Annotated in this window: 13 protein-coding genes, 1 tRNA gene and 1 other annotated feature; of the genes, 8 read left to right on the top strand and 6 right to left on the bottom strand. The window is 43.0% G+C overall.

Features of this window, described 5'->3' with window-relative positions; translation table 11 throughout:
* Positions 1 to 36 precede the first annotated feature (36 nt).
* Complete coding sequence (locus tag DBT49_RS00235) at positions 37 to 1,248, top strand: amidohydrolase (protein WP_070558863.1); 1,212 nt, start codon at positions 37 to 39, stop codon at positions 1,246 to 1,248.
* Positions 1,249 to 1,327: 79 nt separating this feature from the next.
* On the opposite strand, the gene DBT49_RS00230 is transcribed toward DBT49_RS00235, so the two are convergent.
* The 3 genes from DBT49_RS00230 to DBT49_RS00220 all read right to left on the bottom strand — a co-directional run bounded on the left by DBT49_RS00230 (position 1,328) and on the right by DBT49_RS00220 (position 4,141).
* Positions 1,328 to 1,804: a threonine/serine exporter family protein gene (locus tag DBT49_RS00230; protein ID WP_013669129.1), complete on the bottom strand. Its 477-nt coding sequence runs from the start codon at positions 1,802 to 1,804 to the stop codon at positions 1,328 to 1,330.
* A complete protein-coding gene (locus DBT49_RS00225; RefSeq protein ID WP_082888595.1) occupies positions 1,797 to 2,603 on the bottom strand; it encodes a threonine/serine exporter family protein in 807 nt (268 codons plus the stop codon). Before DBT49_RS00225 ends, DBT49_RS00230 begins: the two co-directional genes overlap by 8 nt.
* 824 nt (positions 2,604 to 3,427) lie before the next feature.
* Complete coding sequence (locus DBT49_RS00220) at positions 3,428 to 4,141, bottom strand: glycosyltransferase family 2 protein (protein ID WP_070558861.1); 714 nt, start codon at positions 4,139 to 4,141, stop codon at positions 3,428 to 3,430.
* A 164-nt stretch (positions 4,142 to 4,305) separates the two neighbouring features.
* On the opposite strand from DBT49_RS00220, the gene DBT49_RS00215 reads away from it, so the two are divergent.
* Positions 4,306 to 5,001 carry a YoaK family protein gene (locus tag DBT49_RS00215; RefSeq protein WP_070558859.1) on the top strand — a complete coding sequence of 232 codons (696 nt, stop codon included), beginning with the start codon at positions 4,306 to 4,308 and terminating at the stop codon, positions 4,999 to 5,001.
* 28 nt (positions 5,002 to 5,029) lie between these two features.
* Here DBT49_RS00215 and DBT49_RS00210 read toward each other — a convergent pair whose 3' ends face one another.
* Positions 5,030 to 5,977, bottom strand: coding sequence for a DNA/RNA non-specific endonuclease (locus tag DBT49_RS00210; protein ID WP_070558857.1), 948 nt, complete (start codon positions 5,975 to 5,977; stop codon positions 5,030 to 5,032).
* A 189-nt stretch (positions 5,978 to 6,166) separates the two neighbouring features.
* On the opposite strand from DBT49_RS00210, the gene DBT49_RS00205 reads away from it, so the two are divergent.
* The 5 genes from DBT49_RS00205 (at position 6,167) to DBT49_RS00185 (ending at position 12,127) form a co-directional block, all read left to right on the top strand.
* Complete coding sequence (locus DBT49_RS00205) at positions 6,167 to 6,715, top strand: cysteine hydrolase family protein (protein WP_070558855.1); 549 nt, start codon at positions 6,167 to 6,169, stop codon at positions 6,713 to 6,715.
* Positions 6,716 to 6,907: 192 nt separating this feature from the next.
* Positions 6,908 to 7,113: a binding site (T-box leader), on the top strand.
* A gap of 117 nt (positions 7,114 to 7,230) precedes the next feature.
* Positions 7,231 to 8,433, top strand: a complete 1,203-nt coding sequence (locus DBT49_RS00200; RefSeq protein ID WP_070558853.1) for an argininosuccinate synthase — start codon at positions 7,231 to 7,233, stop codon at positions 8,431 to 8,433.
* Positions 8,434 to 8,781: 348 nt separating this feature from the next.
* Positions 8,782 to 9,963, top strand: coding sequence for a tryptophan synthase subunit beta (trpB, locus tag DBT49_RS00195; RefSeq protein WP_070558851.1), 1,182 nt, complete (start codon positions 8,782 to 8,784; stop codon positions 9,961 to 9,963).
* Between the two features lie 235 nt (positions 9,964 to 10,198).
* On the top strand, positions 10,199 to 10,630 hold the full coding sequence (locus tag DBT49_RS00190; RefSeq protein ID WP_070558849.1) for a YrhK family protein: 432 nt from the start codon (positions 10,199 to 10,201) through the stop codon (positions 10,628 to 10,630).
* Positions 10,631 to 10,700: 70 nt separating this feature from the next.
* Positions 10,701 to 12,127 (top strand): IS3 family transposase gene (locus tag DBT49_RS00185; protein WP_101560582.1). Its coding sequence is split into 2 segments (ribosomal slippage): positions 10,701 to 11,211 and positions 11,211 to 12,127, totalling 1,428 coding nucleotides; the frame shifts between segments, so codons are not numbered across the junction.
* Positions 12,128 to 12,675: 548 nt separating this feature from the next.
* Here the strand turns inward: DBT49_RS00185 and fucO are convergent.
* The gene (fucO, locus tag DBT49_RS00180; RefSeq protein ID WP_070558847.1) at positions 12,676 to 13,827 is read right to left on the bottom strand and encodes a lactaldehyde reductase; all 1,152 of its coding nucleotides are present in this window, start codon (positions 13,825 to 13,827) and stop codon (positions 12,676 to 12,678) included.
* A gap of 718 nt (positions 13,828 to 14,545) precedes the next feature.
* Here fucO and DBT49_RS00175 point away from each other — a divergent pair.
* Positions 14,546 to 14,722 (top strand): hypothetical protein, encoded by a 177-nt coding sequence (locus DBT49_RS00175; RefSeq protein ID WP_168163181.1) that lies wholly within the window; start codon positions 14,546 to 14,548, stop codon positions 14,720 to 14,722.
* 448 nt (positions 14,723 to 15,170) lie between these two features.
* Here DBT49_RS00175 and DBT49_RS00170 read toward each other — a convergent pair.
* Positions 15,171 to 15,243: transfer RNA gene (locus DBT49_RS00170), tRNA-Lys, on the bottom strand.
* Positions 15,244 to 15,253: the final 10 nt, after the last annotated feature.

Genomic DNA, 15,253 nt, shown 5'->3' with positions numbered 1-15,253 from the left:
TAACATAAGATAACAAATTACCAAGGAGGAAAAAATATGAGTCAATTGTTAGATACACTCTATGAAAAACTAGAGGAAAAGAATGACCGTATGATTGAAATTCGTCGTGAACTTCACGAACATGCGGAAAAATCTTTTGAAGAGGAATGGACTTCAGATTATATTGCTGACTTCTATAAAGATCTAGATTGTCAGGTTGAACGTAATGTCGGTAATGGTTATGGAATCGTGGTAACAATTGATTCAGGCAAGGAAGGCAAGACCGTGGCCCTACGCGCCGACTTCGACGCCCTACCTATTAAAGAAGACACTGGCCTTGACTTCGCTTCAAAAACCGATGCCATGCATGCCTGCGGACATGACGGTCATACGGCTTACTTATTGATCCTCGCTGAGACCTTTATCGAATTAAAAGACCTCTGGCAAGGAAAGATTGTCATCCTGCACCAAAACGCTGAAGAAGAAGGCCCTGGTGGTGCGAAATCCATGGTGGAAGCTGGCTGTTTAGACGGGGTAGATAATGTCTTCGGTATGCACGTGATGAGTAACATGCCAGTAGGTGGTATCTACTATAAAGAAGGTAATGCCCAAACTGGTCGCGATAACTTCTTCCTTACCATTAAAGGGGAAGGTGGACACGCTTCCTCACCACACACTTCTAACGATGCCATCGTTGCCGGTGCTTATTTCGTTACCCAAGTACAAAGTATCGTCTCCCGCCGCCTCAATCCTTTCGATGTAGGATCCATTACCATCGGAAACTTCGACGCTGCCGGTGCCGCTAATGCCATCAATGGCCAAGTCAAAATCTCTGGCGACGTCCGTTCCATGTCACCGGAAGTCGGCGATACCATTGAAAAAGAAATCAAGGCTAAAGTTAAAGGCTTAGAAGCCAGCTTTGGTGTCACTGTCGAACTCGAATACCTCAAAGGTTACCCAGTACTCTACAATGACCCTGAAGTGACTGAATTTGCGGTGAAAGCCCTAGAAGATAACAAGTATCCTGAATTGAAGAAAGTGGAATCTACCCAACCGCAACCACCTTCCGAAGACTTTGCCTTCTATGCGAAAGAGGTCCCAAGTGCCTTCTTATGGGTTGGCTGTGCCAGTGATGACCAAGACGCTCACCCCGCTTACCCTCACCACCATCCAAAATTCTTTATGGATGAAGGCGCGCTTATCGTTGCTGCCAAAGGGATGGCCACCATTGTTTCCAGCTATATTGAAAACGACGGCATCAAAGCCTAAGCAAAACCAATCCATAATAAAAAGGTCAGCTAAGACCCTGAAGAGGTCTCGAGCTGGCCTTTTTTTGTGTTTGAATCATTTACTTAAATTTCATCCGGCGGTTACGGCGAATAAATTTAGGCAGGTGTTGGTTGAAGATGATAGATACCAGAGTATCAGTGGTGAAAACCGCTAAAGCAATAGCTAAGGCAATAAAGAGAGTGGTCGATAATTCCGACAGCCCTCGAGACATATCCCCTTGGAAAAGGAAGAAGGCGGTCCGGTACATGCCACCCCCAGGCACCAAGGTAAAGAAGCCTGGGATAAAGAAGACCGTCACCGGTTCATGGAAGAGCCGGGCAAACCAGTGAGACATCCCAGCAATCAAAAGGCCGGCAATATAGGTAGCTAAAACCGTCCCTACATTGAAGAAGTCCAGGCACAATAAATATAAGGCCCAGCCAGCGGTATCAATAATTGAGGTTTTTAAAATCATCTTACGGGGCTCTTCGACAGAAATGGAGCAAGAAATACCGACAAAATAAGCAGCAATCAGTTGGATAAGATAATTAGACATGTGATAACCCCCCTAAAATCGCTAAACCGACCACGGAACCAATAGCAATCATCAAGGCTTCAAAAAAGGCCTCCATGGCCCGTGCCGATCCCGCAATATAGTCTTCCCGGAAAATATCCCGCAAGGAGTTAGTAATCGCCGTCCCCGGCACCATGGGCATAAGGGTAGCCACAATAACGGTGGCCACATTCATTTCTGGGAAGAGATGGAAGAGCATTAAATAAGCCGCCAAAGTGACTACCAAGGACTGGATCACATTGGAGAGGGCATGGTTGATGTAATACTTGTCAGTAAGGATGGTCATCAAGGAGAGGATCACTCCATTGATTCCGGAAGCGATAAATTCTTCCAGCCCACCTTCAAATAAAATCGAAAAACTTAAAGCTAAGCCAATAATTCCCAAGGAAGATACCCAGGTTGAATATTGATTGGAGGCTTGGCGGATGATCGTGAGCTCTTGGTAGGCTTCATCCATGCTGATCTTGCCACCAAGCAAGGCCCGGGAAACGGTATTCACCTTGGAGATTTTATTGAGGTTATTGGACCGGGAAGTAATCCGCTTGATCCCAGCAAAGCCCCCGCTGGCATAATTAGGGTCATCTAGAATGGCATAAATACTGGTAGAGAATGAGACCGCAACGGCATAAGAGGCCTTGGAATAGGTCAAAATCCGGTTCATAGTATCCTCCACCCGGTAAGACTCTGCATTACTCTCACACATGATCTGTCCGGCTAAGAGAGCAGTTTCTAGAATCTTCTTTTGCATCGTTGGTGTTTGCTTAGTGGTTCTTTCTTGCAATTGAGCACCCCTTTTCTAACTTTTCCCATCGATTGTAACATATCTAGGAAAAGATGGGAGAAATTAGCCCCCCGAAATCTCCCCCACTTAAAATCCTGGTCTCATCTACTTTATTTTAAGAACGACAAGCACTTAAAAAGAGGCCATGACCCCAGTCATAGCCTCGGCAAAAATCTAAAATATTTGAGCATTCGTTCCGCTTTTGAAATTTGGCCATTGAAGAGCCATGGCACCGGTTCGGGCTAAGATCCCTCACCTAGCGAGCCTCAAATGGTTCGTAAGGCTAGCGCCAACGATCCATAATTCGCATCGCTTGCCTGTTCATGGCTAATGGCCAATTTCAAAGCTCCACTACTGCTCAAAATATATTTTGTTCAGCCGTCTGCTAGCATTTATAAAATAAAAGAACTTTTTTATTAAGACACTTTTTCTAAGTTTAGAGAATAAATTTTTTTAACTGTAACAAGGTATGTTTGATTAATTATTTTCATAATACTATGTAACGCCTAGTAGCGAGATACGGCCTTAATTGGCATTTGGATCACCTTAACCTTTCTGTTGAGAAATGATTGGGCTTAATTCCAAATCCTTCACTCCCTTCCTAGAACAAAGAAAAAACGAGCTCATTCAGATCAAGCTCGTTAAAATCTCTTTATTCATTGGTGTTAAAAAAGGCAATAGCTCTCCTAGCAATCCTGGCGCGCATTGGAAAGTATTATGCTTAAAGACCACCATGATCGTCACCTCTTCATCGGCTTCACTTTGGAGAGTTACTGTAATTTCATTATAGCCAGACTTCCAAGATTTGTAAAAGAATAAGCTGACTAAATCAATTCATCCTCACCTGACCGCTTGCCATCAATAAGTACCTTGGCAATCCGCCAGCTATCCCGGAAAGGATGGTAGTGGGTGGTCCGGTCCTCTTCATAGACCGTTTCAATGGTCTCTTCTAAGTAGGGAAGTTCCCGCTTCGCCATCACGATCAACATATTCATTTCATACTCGAACTTAGACCCAGGTAAATCGATCAACCAAAGCAATTCTTTGGCGTTAATTCCTCGTAAACCGGTTTGGGTATCGGTAATCCAGTAACCAAAGAGCCAGTCAAAGAAGCGGGTTGTGGTTTTATTGCCTAAGCGGCTCAAAAAAGGCACCTGGTCTTGGTCAAAATCCCGCTTGCCCAAGACAAAGGACACATCCGGATGGTCTACCAAAACTTTTCCAATATTTAAGACATCTTTGACGGTATGTTGGCCATCCGCATCCGCAGTGACAAAGCCATTATAGTCTTGGCCATGTTTCAATTCAAAATCAAAGGCGGTCTTTAAGGCAGTTCCCTTCCCACGATTAATAAGATGGGTCAAAACGTCTACCCGCTCACGTTCAGCGAGTTGGTCGAAGATGGTTTGGCAGTCTTCTGGGCTCCCATCATTAACGACCACTACTTGCGGGACGCCGGCTTGGAGCAATTGGTCGACATAGGGGACCAAGTCTTGGGTGGGTTTATAGGCTGGAATGATAACCGCAAATTCTTGCATACTTTAGACTCCTTATGGCAAAATTCTTAACCTCTATTATGGCACAGTTCCCCCTAAAAGTGAATTTTCAAAGCGGATCTTAAGGAAAATTCAGCATTTATTGCATTATTTTAGTCCTAAAGCTTATAATGCTAAGTGGAAAAACAACGAAAGGATGCGATCCCATGAAAAAGACACAAAAACTCGCTGAAAAGCTGTTCTTTTCCTGTTTACTGACCATGTCCAGTGGGGGACAAACAGCCTATTCTTATCTCAACCATAAGGGGGTTTTTGCTGGTTTTCAAAGTGGGAACCTCATCCGCATGGCAGTCAACTTGGGACAGGGGCATTTTGCTGACCTACCCCCCTATTTCGTCTCGATTATTTTCTTTATGATCGGCACTGTCCTGACCCGCATCCTTCATTTTCATTATGATGATCCTTCTCACGAGATCAGGCGTAATGCCCTAGTCTTGATTATTTCCTTTTTAGCCATGGCTGTCGTGGCCTGGATTAGTCAAACTGGCCACCACCTGCTCGCTACGGCTTTCTTGACTATTTCAACTGCAGCCCAATTTGAGGAATTCCGCTCTCTGGAAGGGACTAACTACACCCCGACCATGATGTCGGGTAACTTTAAACGGCTCACTGAAAACCTCTTTGACTACTTCCTCTACCCTAACGCTACCGTCAAAGCTAGCGCCAAAAGTAATATTTTTTATTTTATCGCTATTATTCTCTCCTACTTTACCGGCGTCTTAGCCATCAGTCTGGGCCAAAATTGGCTGGGCATCTGGACCATTTTCATTCCTATGGCACTCACCGCCCTAGGGATCTGCCTTCTCTTCCTCCAGGCCTACACTAACCACAGCCAGGCCTAAACACTTTTATAGAAGGAAAGCAATTCACTTAGGGGCTTAAGTCTCCACTTGTTTGCGGTCCAGCGGGGCCTTGGCTCTCACCGGTCAGGTAATCAATAGTAATTCCGGGTTGGCGATTAGGGACAAAGATATGGAACTGGACTTGCCCCTGGTCTTCAATGGAATAACCCTCCATATAGACCCCCGAAGCTAATTGGTTAAACTGGTTAAAGACCGGCGTCACCCGGTACCTGACATGATGGTTAGTCTCTTCAAGATAGGCCGCCACATAGTTTTCAATCGGTAGCATGCCTTCAGTATTAAACCAGCGCGTTCCCGTCATCAAATTCTTGGAATTGGCATTCTCACCCGTTAACTGGTAGCCGATCAAATGGCAGCGGTTATAGAGCCAACCACCCGGGACATTGACATAGGACCTCTGCCGCCAACCGGTAGGCGTCACACTGGTCAGGGGCTCGCGAGCATCATCAGGCATGAGTTCCACCCCCAAGAGACCTTCAGCTCCAGTCACCCGCTGCAAGAAATCCAAGTCCCCGTAGTTAGCATAGGGTCTAGTCAGCTCCAACTCACTGCTGGTAAAGAGGGGGACATTATTATTGACCACCAGAAAAGTCTGTCCCTCTGGCACTTGAGGAATGCTGTGGTGGATTTCCTCGCGCAAGGCCTGAACTTCTTCATCACTATGTTGGGCGTTAGGACTAGCCTGACTTTCTTTGGGAAAGGGGTTTTCAGCTTGGCCCGACGCTCTATCCTCCTGACTTGAAGAAGTGGTCTGAGACTGGCTCCCTTCCCCGCCCGGGTCATTAGTCTGACTAGGTTCCACATACAGGGCCAGAGCCACTAAGCCCAAAACGAAAAGACTAGAAATAATTTTTTGTTGTTTTTTTGATAGCTTTTTCTTGAATAAGTTTTTAGGTAGCACAAAGGCGGACAATACTAGTAAAACGACCACCATAATGGCTAGCAACCAGGACATCTTATCACTCTCCCTTAAAAAAGCATAAGCGATGATTACTTAAAAGGCAATTATTCTTCTTTTCGGGCGGAAACTGTCCCAATCTATTACTTTCTGGTTACAAAAATGACTTGCTAGCCTCACAATACAAAGGCATGCTTTATAATAAGGAAAAACATTTGCAAAAAGTACCTTATAGGGAGGATTATAATGAAGAGAGCCTTAATTAACGTCGACTATACCAATGATTTTGTGGCGAGTGATGGTAGTCTCACTTGCGGGGAACCTGCCCAAGCCATTGAAGAGGCCATTACTCGACTCAGTGAAGAATTTATCCAAGCGGGAGACTTCCTAGTCTTTGCCATTGATGCCCACCATAAGGGTGACCCCTACCATCCAGAGACTAAACTTTTCCCACCCCATAATATTGTGGGAAGCCACGGCCAAGCCCTCTATGGGAAATTAGCTCAGGTTTATGAGGACAACAAGGACAATAGCCAGGTCTATTTCATGCCTAAGACCCGCTATTCAGCCTTTGCGGGAACCGATTTATTGATCAAATTACGGGAACGCCATATTGAAGAGTTGCATATTGTGGGAGTCTGCACCGATATTTGTGTCCTCCATACCGCCATTGATGCTTATAATTTAGGCTTCAAGATCGTTATTCATAAGGACTGTGTAGCCAGCTTCAACCCCCAAGGGCATGAGTGGGCCTTGAACCATTTTCAAAGCTGCTTGAATGCCGAAGTGATTTAAAATATTGAAATATAAAAACTGAGCATTTTCCTCAAATGAAAAGGAAAAGTGCTCAGTTTTTTGAATGAGCTTTAAAAAAAGGGATTATTTTAAATAGTCTGACAAATTAGCGCTAGGATTAAGAAAGAAAAATTATTTATAAATATATTTGACAATTATTTTAATTGTCCCTATAATAATCTCAAATTAATCATAGAATCGATGAAGCAAAGAGTACCGCTAGAGGATTTGTAAAGTGAGGAACGTTAGTGGAAAGTTCCCAAAGACCTAGTGGGAAGCGCATTGCTGAGATGACTTAGTGAATACTTAGCTAAGTCCGCCACCCAGGCGTTACCATGTCAAGCATTGCAAGTATTTTGTGATATTAGAGTGGTACCGTGGATAAGTCCGCCTCTTGTTAGAGGTGGGCTTTTTTCATTTTAGTCCCTCAATAAAGATTCGATGAGAGTTTTGGTCCTAGCCGGCTAAAGGGCACCATAACAAGAGAAATTTTAGAAATTTAAGGAGGATTTTCCATGAAAGCAAAGGTTAAAAAAGTGTTACTCGCCTATTCCGGAGGTTTAGATACCTCAGTCACCATCACTTGGTTAAAAGAAAATTATGATAACTGTGAAGTCATTGCCATGACCGCCAATGTCGGCCAAGAAGATGACTTTGATTTCATCCATGACAAGGCCCTTCAATGCGGGGCTTCCAAGATTTATATTGAAGACCTCCGCCAAGAACTCATTACCGACTACATCTACCCTGCAGTCCGTGCGGGTGGCAAGTACGAAAACAAATATCTCTTAGGAACCGCTTTAGCCCGTCCTTTGATTGCTAAACGGATGGTAGAAATTGCCCACCAAGAGGGTTGCGATGCTATCGCCCACGGTTGTACCGGTAAGGGCAATGACCAAGTCCGCTTTGAACTAGGGATCCGGGAATTCGACCCAGATATGACCATCATCGCTCCATGGCGGGAATGGGAAATTTCTTCTCGTGAAGAAGCCTTTGACTATGCCGAAGCCCACAATATTCCCCTACCTATCACCCGGGAAACCAACTATTCCAAAGATGAAAACCTCTGGCACCTCTCCCATGAAGGGCTGGACTTGGAAGACCCTGGCCAAAAACCTGACTATGAAGCCATTTTAGAGTTGGGTGTAAGTCCCAAACAAGCGCCCGACCAAGCCACTCCGATCACCATCGACTTTGAAGCGGGTAACCCAGTGGCCGTTAACGGAAAGAAATTAGACCCGATTACCTTAATCCAAACCCTCAACCAATTAGGTGGGGCTAATGGGATTGGTATCCTCGACCTGGTGGAAAACCGTTTAGTGGGTATGAAATCCAGAGGAGTCTATGAAACTCCAGGGGGAACTATCCTCTTCCATGCCCATGAGAAGCTGGAAGAACTGACCCTGGACCGGGATACCCTACACTTTAAGCAAATTCTGGCCTTGAAATACAGCGAACTCATCTATAACGGGCTCTGGTTCTCCCCACTCCGTCAAGCCATGCAAGCCTTTGTTGACCATACCCAAAGTCATGTCAACGGCCAAGTCAAACTGGAACTCTATAAGGGCAACATCATTGATGCTGGGGTAACTAGTCCTGATAGCCTTTACCGGGAAGAACTAGCCACCTTTAATGAAGATTCCATTTATAACCAAAATGATGCAGAAGGCTTTATCAAGCTCTTCGGTCTGCCCCAAAGTGCCCGGGTGAAGAAGTAAAAACTAGGCCTTTTAGGGATTACGCTTTAATTAAGCAAAAATATAATTTATAAATTTTAAAATTTTCCTTGACTCCGCTGGCTAAACTGGCTATGATATTAGCAAGATTTAACAAGGAGGTCACATCATGAAGAACGCATTCCAAAGCTGGCAAAAATGGCATAGGAAGTGAGCGAACTTTTATCGGTTTAGACTCACTTTATTTACCTTGAATGTAAAGGAGTCTATGCCGAGTGTGACCCAATCAACCACGACCGCATAGAAAGTCTATGCGGTTTTTTTGTTGTCTCCATGCGTCTTAGACTCCTAGTAAGAACAGTTTAAAAGTAAGATTTGGAGGAAATCGAGATGACAGAAATTAATAACGGTTTTTATGGTGAATTTGGTGGCTGCTATGTCCCTGAAGTGGTGAAGGAAGAGTTGGACCGGATTGCCGACTTCTATGAAGACATCAAGGACGATCCCGACTTCAAACAAGAACTCGCCCTCTACCTACGCGACTATGTCGGTCGGGAGAACCCGCTCTACTATGCTGAAAACTTCAGTAAGCATTTAGGCGGACCCAAAATTTACCTCAAACGTGAAGATCTCAACCACTTAGGCGCCCACAAGGTCAATAACACCATCGGCCAAGTCCTGATCGCTAAACGCATGGGCAAGAAACGGCTCATCGCTGAAACCGGAGCCGGCCAACACGGGGTCGCCACAGCAGCCGTAGCCGCTAAATTTGGCATGGAGTGTACGGTTTACATGGGGCAAAAGGACGTGGAACGGCAGAAATTAAATGTCTTCCGAATGGAACTGATGGGAACCAAGGTCGTTGGCGTCAAACGCGGCGCCCAATCTCTGAAAGAAGCCGTAGATGCCGCCTTTGAAGACCTAATTGACAATTACCAAGACACCTATTACTTAGTCGGATCAGCGGTGGGTCCTCATCCTTATCCCAGCATGGTCAAACACTTCCAAAGTGTTATTAGCCAGGAAAGTAAGGCCCAAATCCTGGAACGTGAGGGCCGCTTACCTGACGCGGTAGTCGCCTGCATCGGAGGCGGGTCTAACGCCATCGGGTCTTTCGCCCATTACTTAGACGAGCCTAGCGTTAAACTCTACGGAGCTGAAGGAGGCGGTAAGGGCCTAGACAGCGATCAGACGGCAGCGACCTTGAATCTCGGCTCCATCAAGATCGAACACGGGATGAATACCTACTGCCTAGTCGATGAGGAAGGCAATACCAAGCCAAGTTATTCCATCTCAGCCGGCCTCGACTATGTGGCTATAGGACCGGAACACGCCTACCTCAAAGACAGTCACCGGGCTGAATATATCGCCATCACTGACGATGAAGCCCTGGCTGCCTTCCAACTGCTTTCCCATACAGAAGGAATCATCCCAGCCCTAGAGTCTTCCCATGCCCTAGCCCTAGCCGCTAAACTCGCACCCCAATACACAGCCGATCAAATCCTCCTCGTCACCCTTTCCGGACGCGGCGATAAGGATGTCGACCAAGTTCTCAGAATACTCGAAAGCTAGGAAAGAGAGTGCGACAGTCACAAAAAAAGACGAAACAGTTTATAACTAATTTTTCTTAAATCAATAAGACATTTTCTTCCTCATTAAAAACGAAGCCAAGAAAAATACCCTCCCCCCATAGGAGAGTGGGAGCAGGGTTAGCAAGGCTTCGTTTTTTATTGTTAATAGCCTTAGTGACTTGGTCTAATTGACTATCCTCAATTTATCGCCTATCTTTGATATAAGGAGGATTTCGATGGCAAAATTAAAAAGAAAAACCTATGAAGAAAATTCAGAAGCAGAGGATATCGTGGTCAAGATCGGTCCCCTGCGTTTATATTTTCAGAATGTCTATACCATTATTTCATTAATTAATGATATTTTTACCGGGAGTCTTTATTTTATTGGCTCGATTTGTAATTTCTTTGGCGCACCCGCTATTTATGGCAATACCCTCTATTTGATTGGGGGCTTCTCTTTTGTCATGCGGCCAATCATCAAACTTATCCATAATATTCATATCTATAAGCAGGATAAGGTCAAACGCCAACGTGATGAAGCCCAAATGAATCCTGAAAAGGTCTTCCAAGTTCACCACAGCCAAGCTAGTCCCGAACAAGAAGGCGACTACCTGGGTGCTGCCTACAATCATGAATACTATGAAGCTGATGACCATCAATCCCATTAAAAAAGCCCCTGTCGCATTGTAGTGACCCCCAAAAGTTGGACTAAGAATTCAACTTTTGGGGGTTATTTTTATGTCTAAATATTCATTAGAATTTAAACTGAATTTAGTAGGAGACTATATTGCGAAAAAAGGAAGTTATCGAACCTTAGCTAATAAAGCAGGAATAGATCCTTCTATTTTACGAAGGTGGGTTAATAACTATTATGAATTTGGTGTAGATGGTTTAAAGAAAAGGCGGACTCAACAGGTTTATACTGTTGAATTCAAATTAAATGCGATAGAATTGTATGAAAGTACGGAAATGAGTTATCGCGAATTGGCCAATTCATTAAACATGAATAATCCAAGTCTAATCGCTAATTGGCGAAGAGCTTATCATGAAAGAGGACTTGATGGCCTTTCCGCGAGGAAAGGAAGGCCACCTAAAGTGTCTAAAAAGAAATCACAAATCAATCAAATAAAGGATAGCAGCGAAACCAATCAGTTAAGTGAAGCAAAAATAAAGGAACTTGAACAACGGATTACGGATTTAGAAATTGAGAACAAATTTTTAAAAGGATTGAGGAGACGTGTGGCTCAAAGAGTCAAGCGAGAAAAGAAGAAATAGTGACCGAAATCACACGTCTCCATGATGAAAAATATGCTTTAAAAGATATTCTTAGCGTTTTAAAGTTTCCTAAATCGACCTACTTTTATTGGAAAAATAAAGATGAGGAAATTGATAAGGATGCCGATTTAAAAGAGGAAATGAAAGACATCAGAGAAACCCATAAGGATTATGGTTATCGAAGAATGCGAGCTGAACTGCTTTCCCGTGGTTATAAGGTCAGTAAAAACAAAGTTCAACGCCTAATGAAAATTATGGGGATACAGGTCACTAGCTATACTAGAAAGACAAGAAAATATAATTCCTACAAAGGAACGATTGGAGAGATAGCGCCAAATCGTATCAACCGGCGGTTTGATTCGACCATTCCTTATCAAAAAATAACAACAGACACAACAGAATTTAAATACTACTATGCCGATGATTCTGGGAATTATCAAACTGGAAAACTCTATTTAGATCCTTACATGGATCTATTTAATCGAGAAATTATTTCTTTTAAGATAACACATCAGCCTAATGGACAAAGCATGTTGGAGGGGCTACAAGCTGCCATTGAAGCAAGTAAATTATGTCCATACAGAAGAACCTTTCATTCTGATCAGGGCTGGGCCTATCAAATGAAAAGTTACACCCGGCTCTTGAAGGATCACCGAATTTTTCAAAGTATGTCTCGTAAAGGAAATTGCTTAGATAATTCGCCAATGGAGAATTTCTTTAGTCTACTAAAACAAGAAGTCTACTATGGTCGGACTTATCATTCCTTTGAAGAATTAGCACAAGCGATTGAAGATTTTATAATCTATTACAATGGTGAAAGAATCAAAGAAAAATTAGATTTTAGGAGTCCTATAGAATTTCGTCTTCATCACGCTTCTTTCGCCGCTTAATGATTACACATAAACTTTAAACTTATCAAGAGCCGCTACGCTCTTCCTCTTGACAAGTTTAAATTTCTGAGTAAATGTGTCGGCAAGAAATAAGCAAGAACTGTAAGCAACAAAAAAGAGCTGGCCAAAGGCCAACTCACTATATATAAAGTCCAACTTATTGGGGTCACCATACATGGGGAGGGTTGCAACAGAAGCGGTATAAGATAACCTTTTCTCAAACATTAAATAATTTGCCAATCATTTAAAGAAGGACACTTGAGAAAATAGAGGTCGAATAATCTTACAACCTTACTTTAGCATTCGATTGTAAATTTATAGTAAATATTAGATGTTGTTTATGTAAATAAATAAACAAAAGTACATTTTTAATGTGAAAAAGCCCATTAAGCACTTAAATTTCATAGACCCGCTACAGGCAGGGTCTTTTTAAATAGAAAGAGCTAGCCAAAAAAGAGAAATAGTGGAAAATCACTTCCCAAGCCTTACTCTAATGGGCTAGCTGTATTCGAATGACCTCAATTATATAAAAGATTTAATAAAAAGTTCTACATCAGACTTTGATAGAGTTCAATGACTTCATCTAATTGGGCTGGGCGTGGGTTACCTGGCGTGCAGACATCCGCCATGGCATCCTTAGCCACTAAAGGAATGTCCTCAGCCTTGACACCCAAGTCGCTTAACTTAGCGATCATGCCAACATCTTCAGCAATGGATAAGGTGGCTTGACAAGCGGCATCACGGGCTTCTTCAATGGTCATCTTATCGGTGCCTTCTACACCCAGTGCCTTAGCGATGTCGCGGTATTTTTCTCCGGTGTAGTCTTTGTTATAGCGCATCACGACCGGCAGAAGAATCGCATTGGCTTGACCATGAGGAATGCCGTACCAAGCACTTAGTGGGTGGGACATCCCGTGAACCAGGCCTAAACCAACATTAGAGTAACCCATGGCTGCAATATATTGAGCGCTTGCCATATCTTCTTTGGCTTTCGGATCTCCTTCAACCGCCTTGCGGATGGACCGGCCGATCATTTCAATGGCTTTGATATGGACCATGTCACTCATTTCCCAGGCACCGGGGGTAATGTAGCCTTCAATAGCGTGGGTCAAGGCATCCATCCCCGTAGCGGCCGTTAACTTCTCAGGCATGGACATCATCATTTCACTATCCACAAAGGCGATATCAGGAATATCATTAGGGTCAACGCAGACGAATTTCCGTTTCTTTTCGGTGTCGGTAATCACGTAATTAATGGTGACTTCCGCCCCAGTTCCTGCTGTGGTTGGTACCGCAAAGGTCATCATAGCCTTGTTCTTAGTCGGTGCAGTTCCTTCTAATGAAACCACATCAGCAAATTCTGGGTTTTCGATAATGATTCCGACTGCCTTAGAAGTATCCATGGAGGATCCCCCACCAATAGCAATAATGCAGTCCGCCCCACTTTCTTTGACAAAGTCGACGCCAGCCTTTACCGTATTGACACTTGGGTTGGCTTCCACTTGGTCAAAAACATCATAGGGAATATCATTTTCATCTAATAAGTCAGTAACTTTTCTTACCACACCTGCATCCACCAAACCCCGGTCAGTAATGACAGCCGCCTTGGTTAAATCCTTGCCACGAAACTCTTCTGGAATATGTTGGATAGCTCCCGGCCCAAAATAAGAACGCTCATTAAGAATCATACGATAAGTCATGATAAGACTCCTTTCACATTTTCCTTTATGTATCCGTTTTCATTTATTATGTTATATCTTTCACATGAAAAAGTAAAGCAATGTTTTAAAGGACTTAAAGAGCCAAAGCATGTGAGTTAAGACCATTTCATTCGACTTAATAATTGCGCTTAATAGCTATAAATACGAAAAGAGGTAGCCTATTGAAATACCCAAGGAAAATTTTCATCAGATACCAACAAGCTACCCTTATTCGAATGACCACAATGAATATGGTATAGTGACAGCGAACTGTCACCTCTATATGTTACAACTTTCACATGAAAAAGTAAAGAGAAACTTTACTTAATATAAGAAAACTTTATTGTCCAAGGAGAGTGATTTTTGACGATTGGACACACTCGACCAGTAGCGATAGGATAAACCTGCTTTTTCTTTTTGATCATCTTGTTGCCTGCTTACTAGCGTGATATAATAAAAGTAAAAGTTGGGTGCACTAAGTGCCCGTTTTGTGGAATTACTATAGCATTGTTATAAGTTGAATCAAAACAATTGCAAGTCTAATAATTGCCGTTATTAGCCCAATGTATGCAATTGATAGTTTAATGCTTGAGCGGTCTTTAGGCCGCTTTTTTCTATGTAAATTCAGGGATATCAATGCCAAAATCCTATTATTAGTACAAATAAGCTAATGCTGGTATAACATTGGTAAATAGTTATGATAAAGGGGCTTGTCTATATGTCTAGAATTAACATAAGGATGGATGATGAATTAAAAGAAAAAGTAGGAGAGTTACCGGACAAACCGGCAACAAAGAAGAAAATTGAGAACAGGCAAGCACGGGCAGAAGCAGAAGGCAACCAACTAAAAACTTATGATAATGTTGATGACTTACTAGAGGCATTAAATGAGTAAAATTAGATTCATTAGATCTTACAGACATGATATAATAAAAACAAGGGACGGGACTAGCGTACTAGCCTCGTAAGAAAATGATTAAAGATTTTTGATTAAGTCTATTAGTGTAAGGATTAGCTCAATAACCGCAATGGTTAAGCCTATTATATCTTTACCGCTGATAGGCTTTTTCTTTTAGCCCAAAATAGAACAGAATTGCAATAAAAAAGCCCTCTTGGGGCAATTATTTAAGTAGTCTATATTTTTAAGTCAGCGATGGGTGGAAATGTCTTCCGTCTTTTCTTCCGTCCTAAACGGAAAAATTTACTTTCTAAAATTTCAAGATATCTATTATACCAGCTATACCAACGTTTCCATTACTTTACCTTACTGATCTACCCTTATAAACAAAAACAGCGCGCTAACAAGCTTTTTAAGTACTTGTTAGCGCGCTCTGTCTTATAAATGGATCCTGAGGGGCTCGAACCCTCGACCCACGGATTAAGAGTCCGTTGCTCTACCAACTGAGCTAAGGATCCGTTGACTACC

Source organism: Aerococcus mictus (assembly GCF_003286595.3).
Taxonomy (GTDB): domain Bacteria; phylum Bacillota; class Bacilli; order Lactobacillales; family Aerococcaceae; genus Aerococcus; species Aerococcus mictus.
The sequence above is the reverse complement of the archived record's forward strand: the minus strand, read 5'-3'. Positions and strand labels throughout refer to the sequence as shown.

Bases quoted from the DNA above. Each gene is read 5' to 3' on its own strand.
- DBT49_RS00220 (WP_070558861.1), bottom strand. From the start codon at position 4,141: ATGCAAGAATTTGCGGTTATCATTCCAGCCTATAAACCCACCCAAGAC.
- DBT49_RS00190 (WP_070558849.1), top strand. From the start codon at position 10,199: ATGGCAAAATTAAAAAGAAAAACCTATGAAGAAAATTCAGAAGCAGAG.
- trpB (WP_070558851.1), top strand. From the start codon at position 8,782: ATGACAGAAATTAATAACGGTTTTTATGGTGAATTTGGTGGCTGCTAT.
- DBT49_RS00200 (WP_070558853.1), top strand. From the start codon at position 7,231: ATGAAAGCAAAGGTTAAAAAAGTGTTACTCGCCTATTCCGGAGGTTTA.
- DBT49_RS00210 (WP_070558857.1), bottom strand. From the start codon at position 5,977: ATGTCCTGGTTGCTAGCCATTATGGTGGTCGTTTTACTAGTATTGTCC.
- DBT49_RS00175 (WP_168163181.1), top strand. From the start codon at position 14,546: ATGTCTAGAATTAACATAAGGATGGATGATGAATTAAAAGAAAAAGTA.
- DBT49_RS00235 (WP_070558863.1), top strand. From the start codon at position 37: ATGAGTCAATTGTTAGATACACTCTATGAAAAACTAGAGGAAAAGAAT.
- fucO (WP_070558847.1), bottom strand. From the start codon at position 13,827: ATGACTTATCGTATGATTCTTAATGAGCGTTCTTATTTTGGGCCGGGA.
- DBT49_RS00205 (WP_070558855.1), top strand. From the start codon at position 6,167: ATGAAGAGAGCCTTAATTAACGTCGACTATACCAATGATTTTGTGGCG.
- DBT49_RS00230 (WP_013669129.1), bottom strand. From the start codon at position 1,804: ATGTCTAATTATCTTATCCAACTGATTGCTGCTTATTTTGTCGGTATT.
- DBT49_RS00215 (WP_070558859.1), top strand. From the start codon at position 4,306: ATGAAAAAGACACAAAAACTCGCTGAAAAGCTGTTCTTTTCCTGTTTA.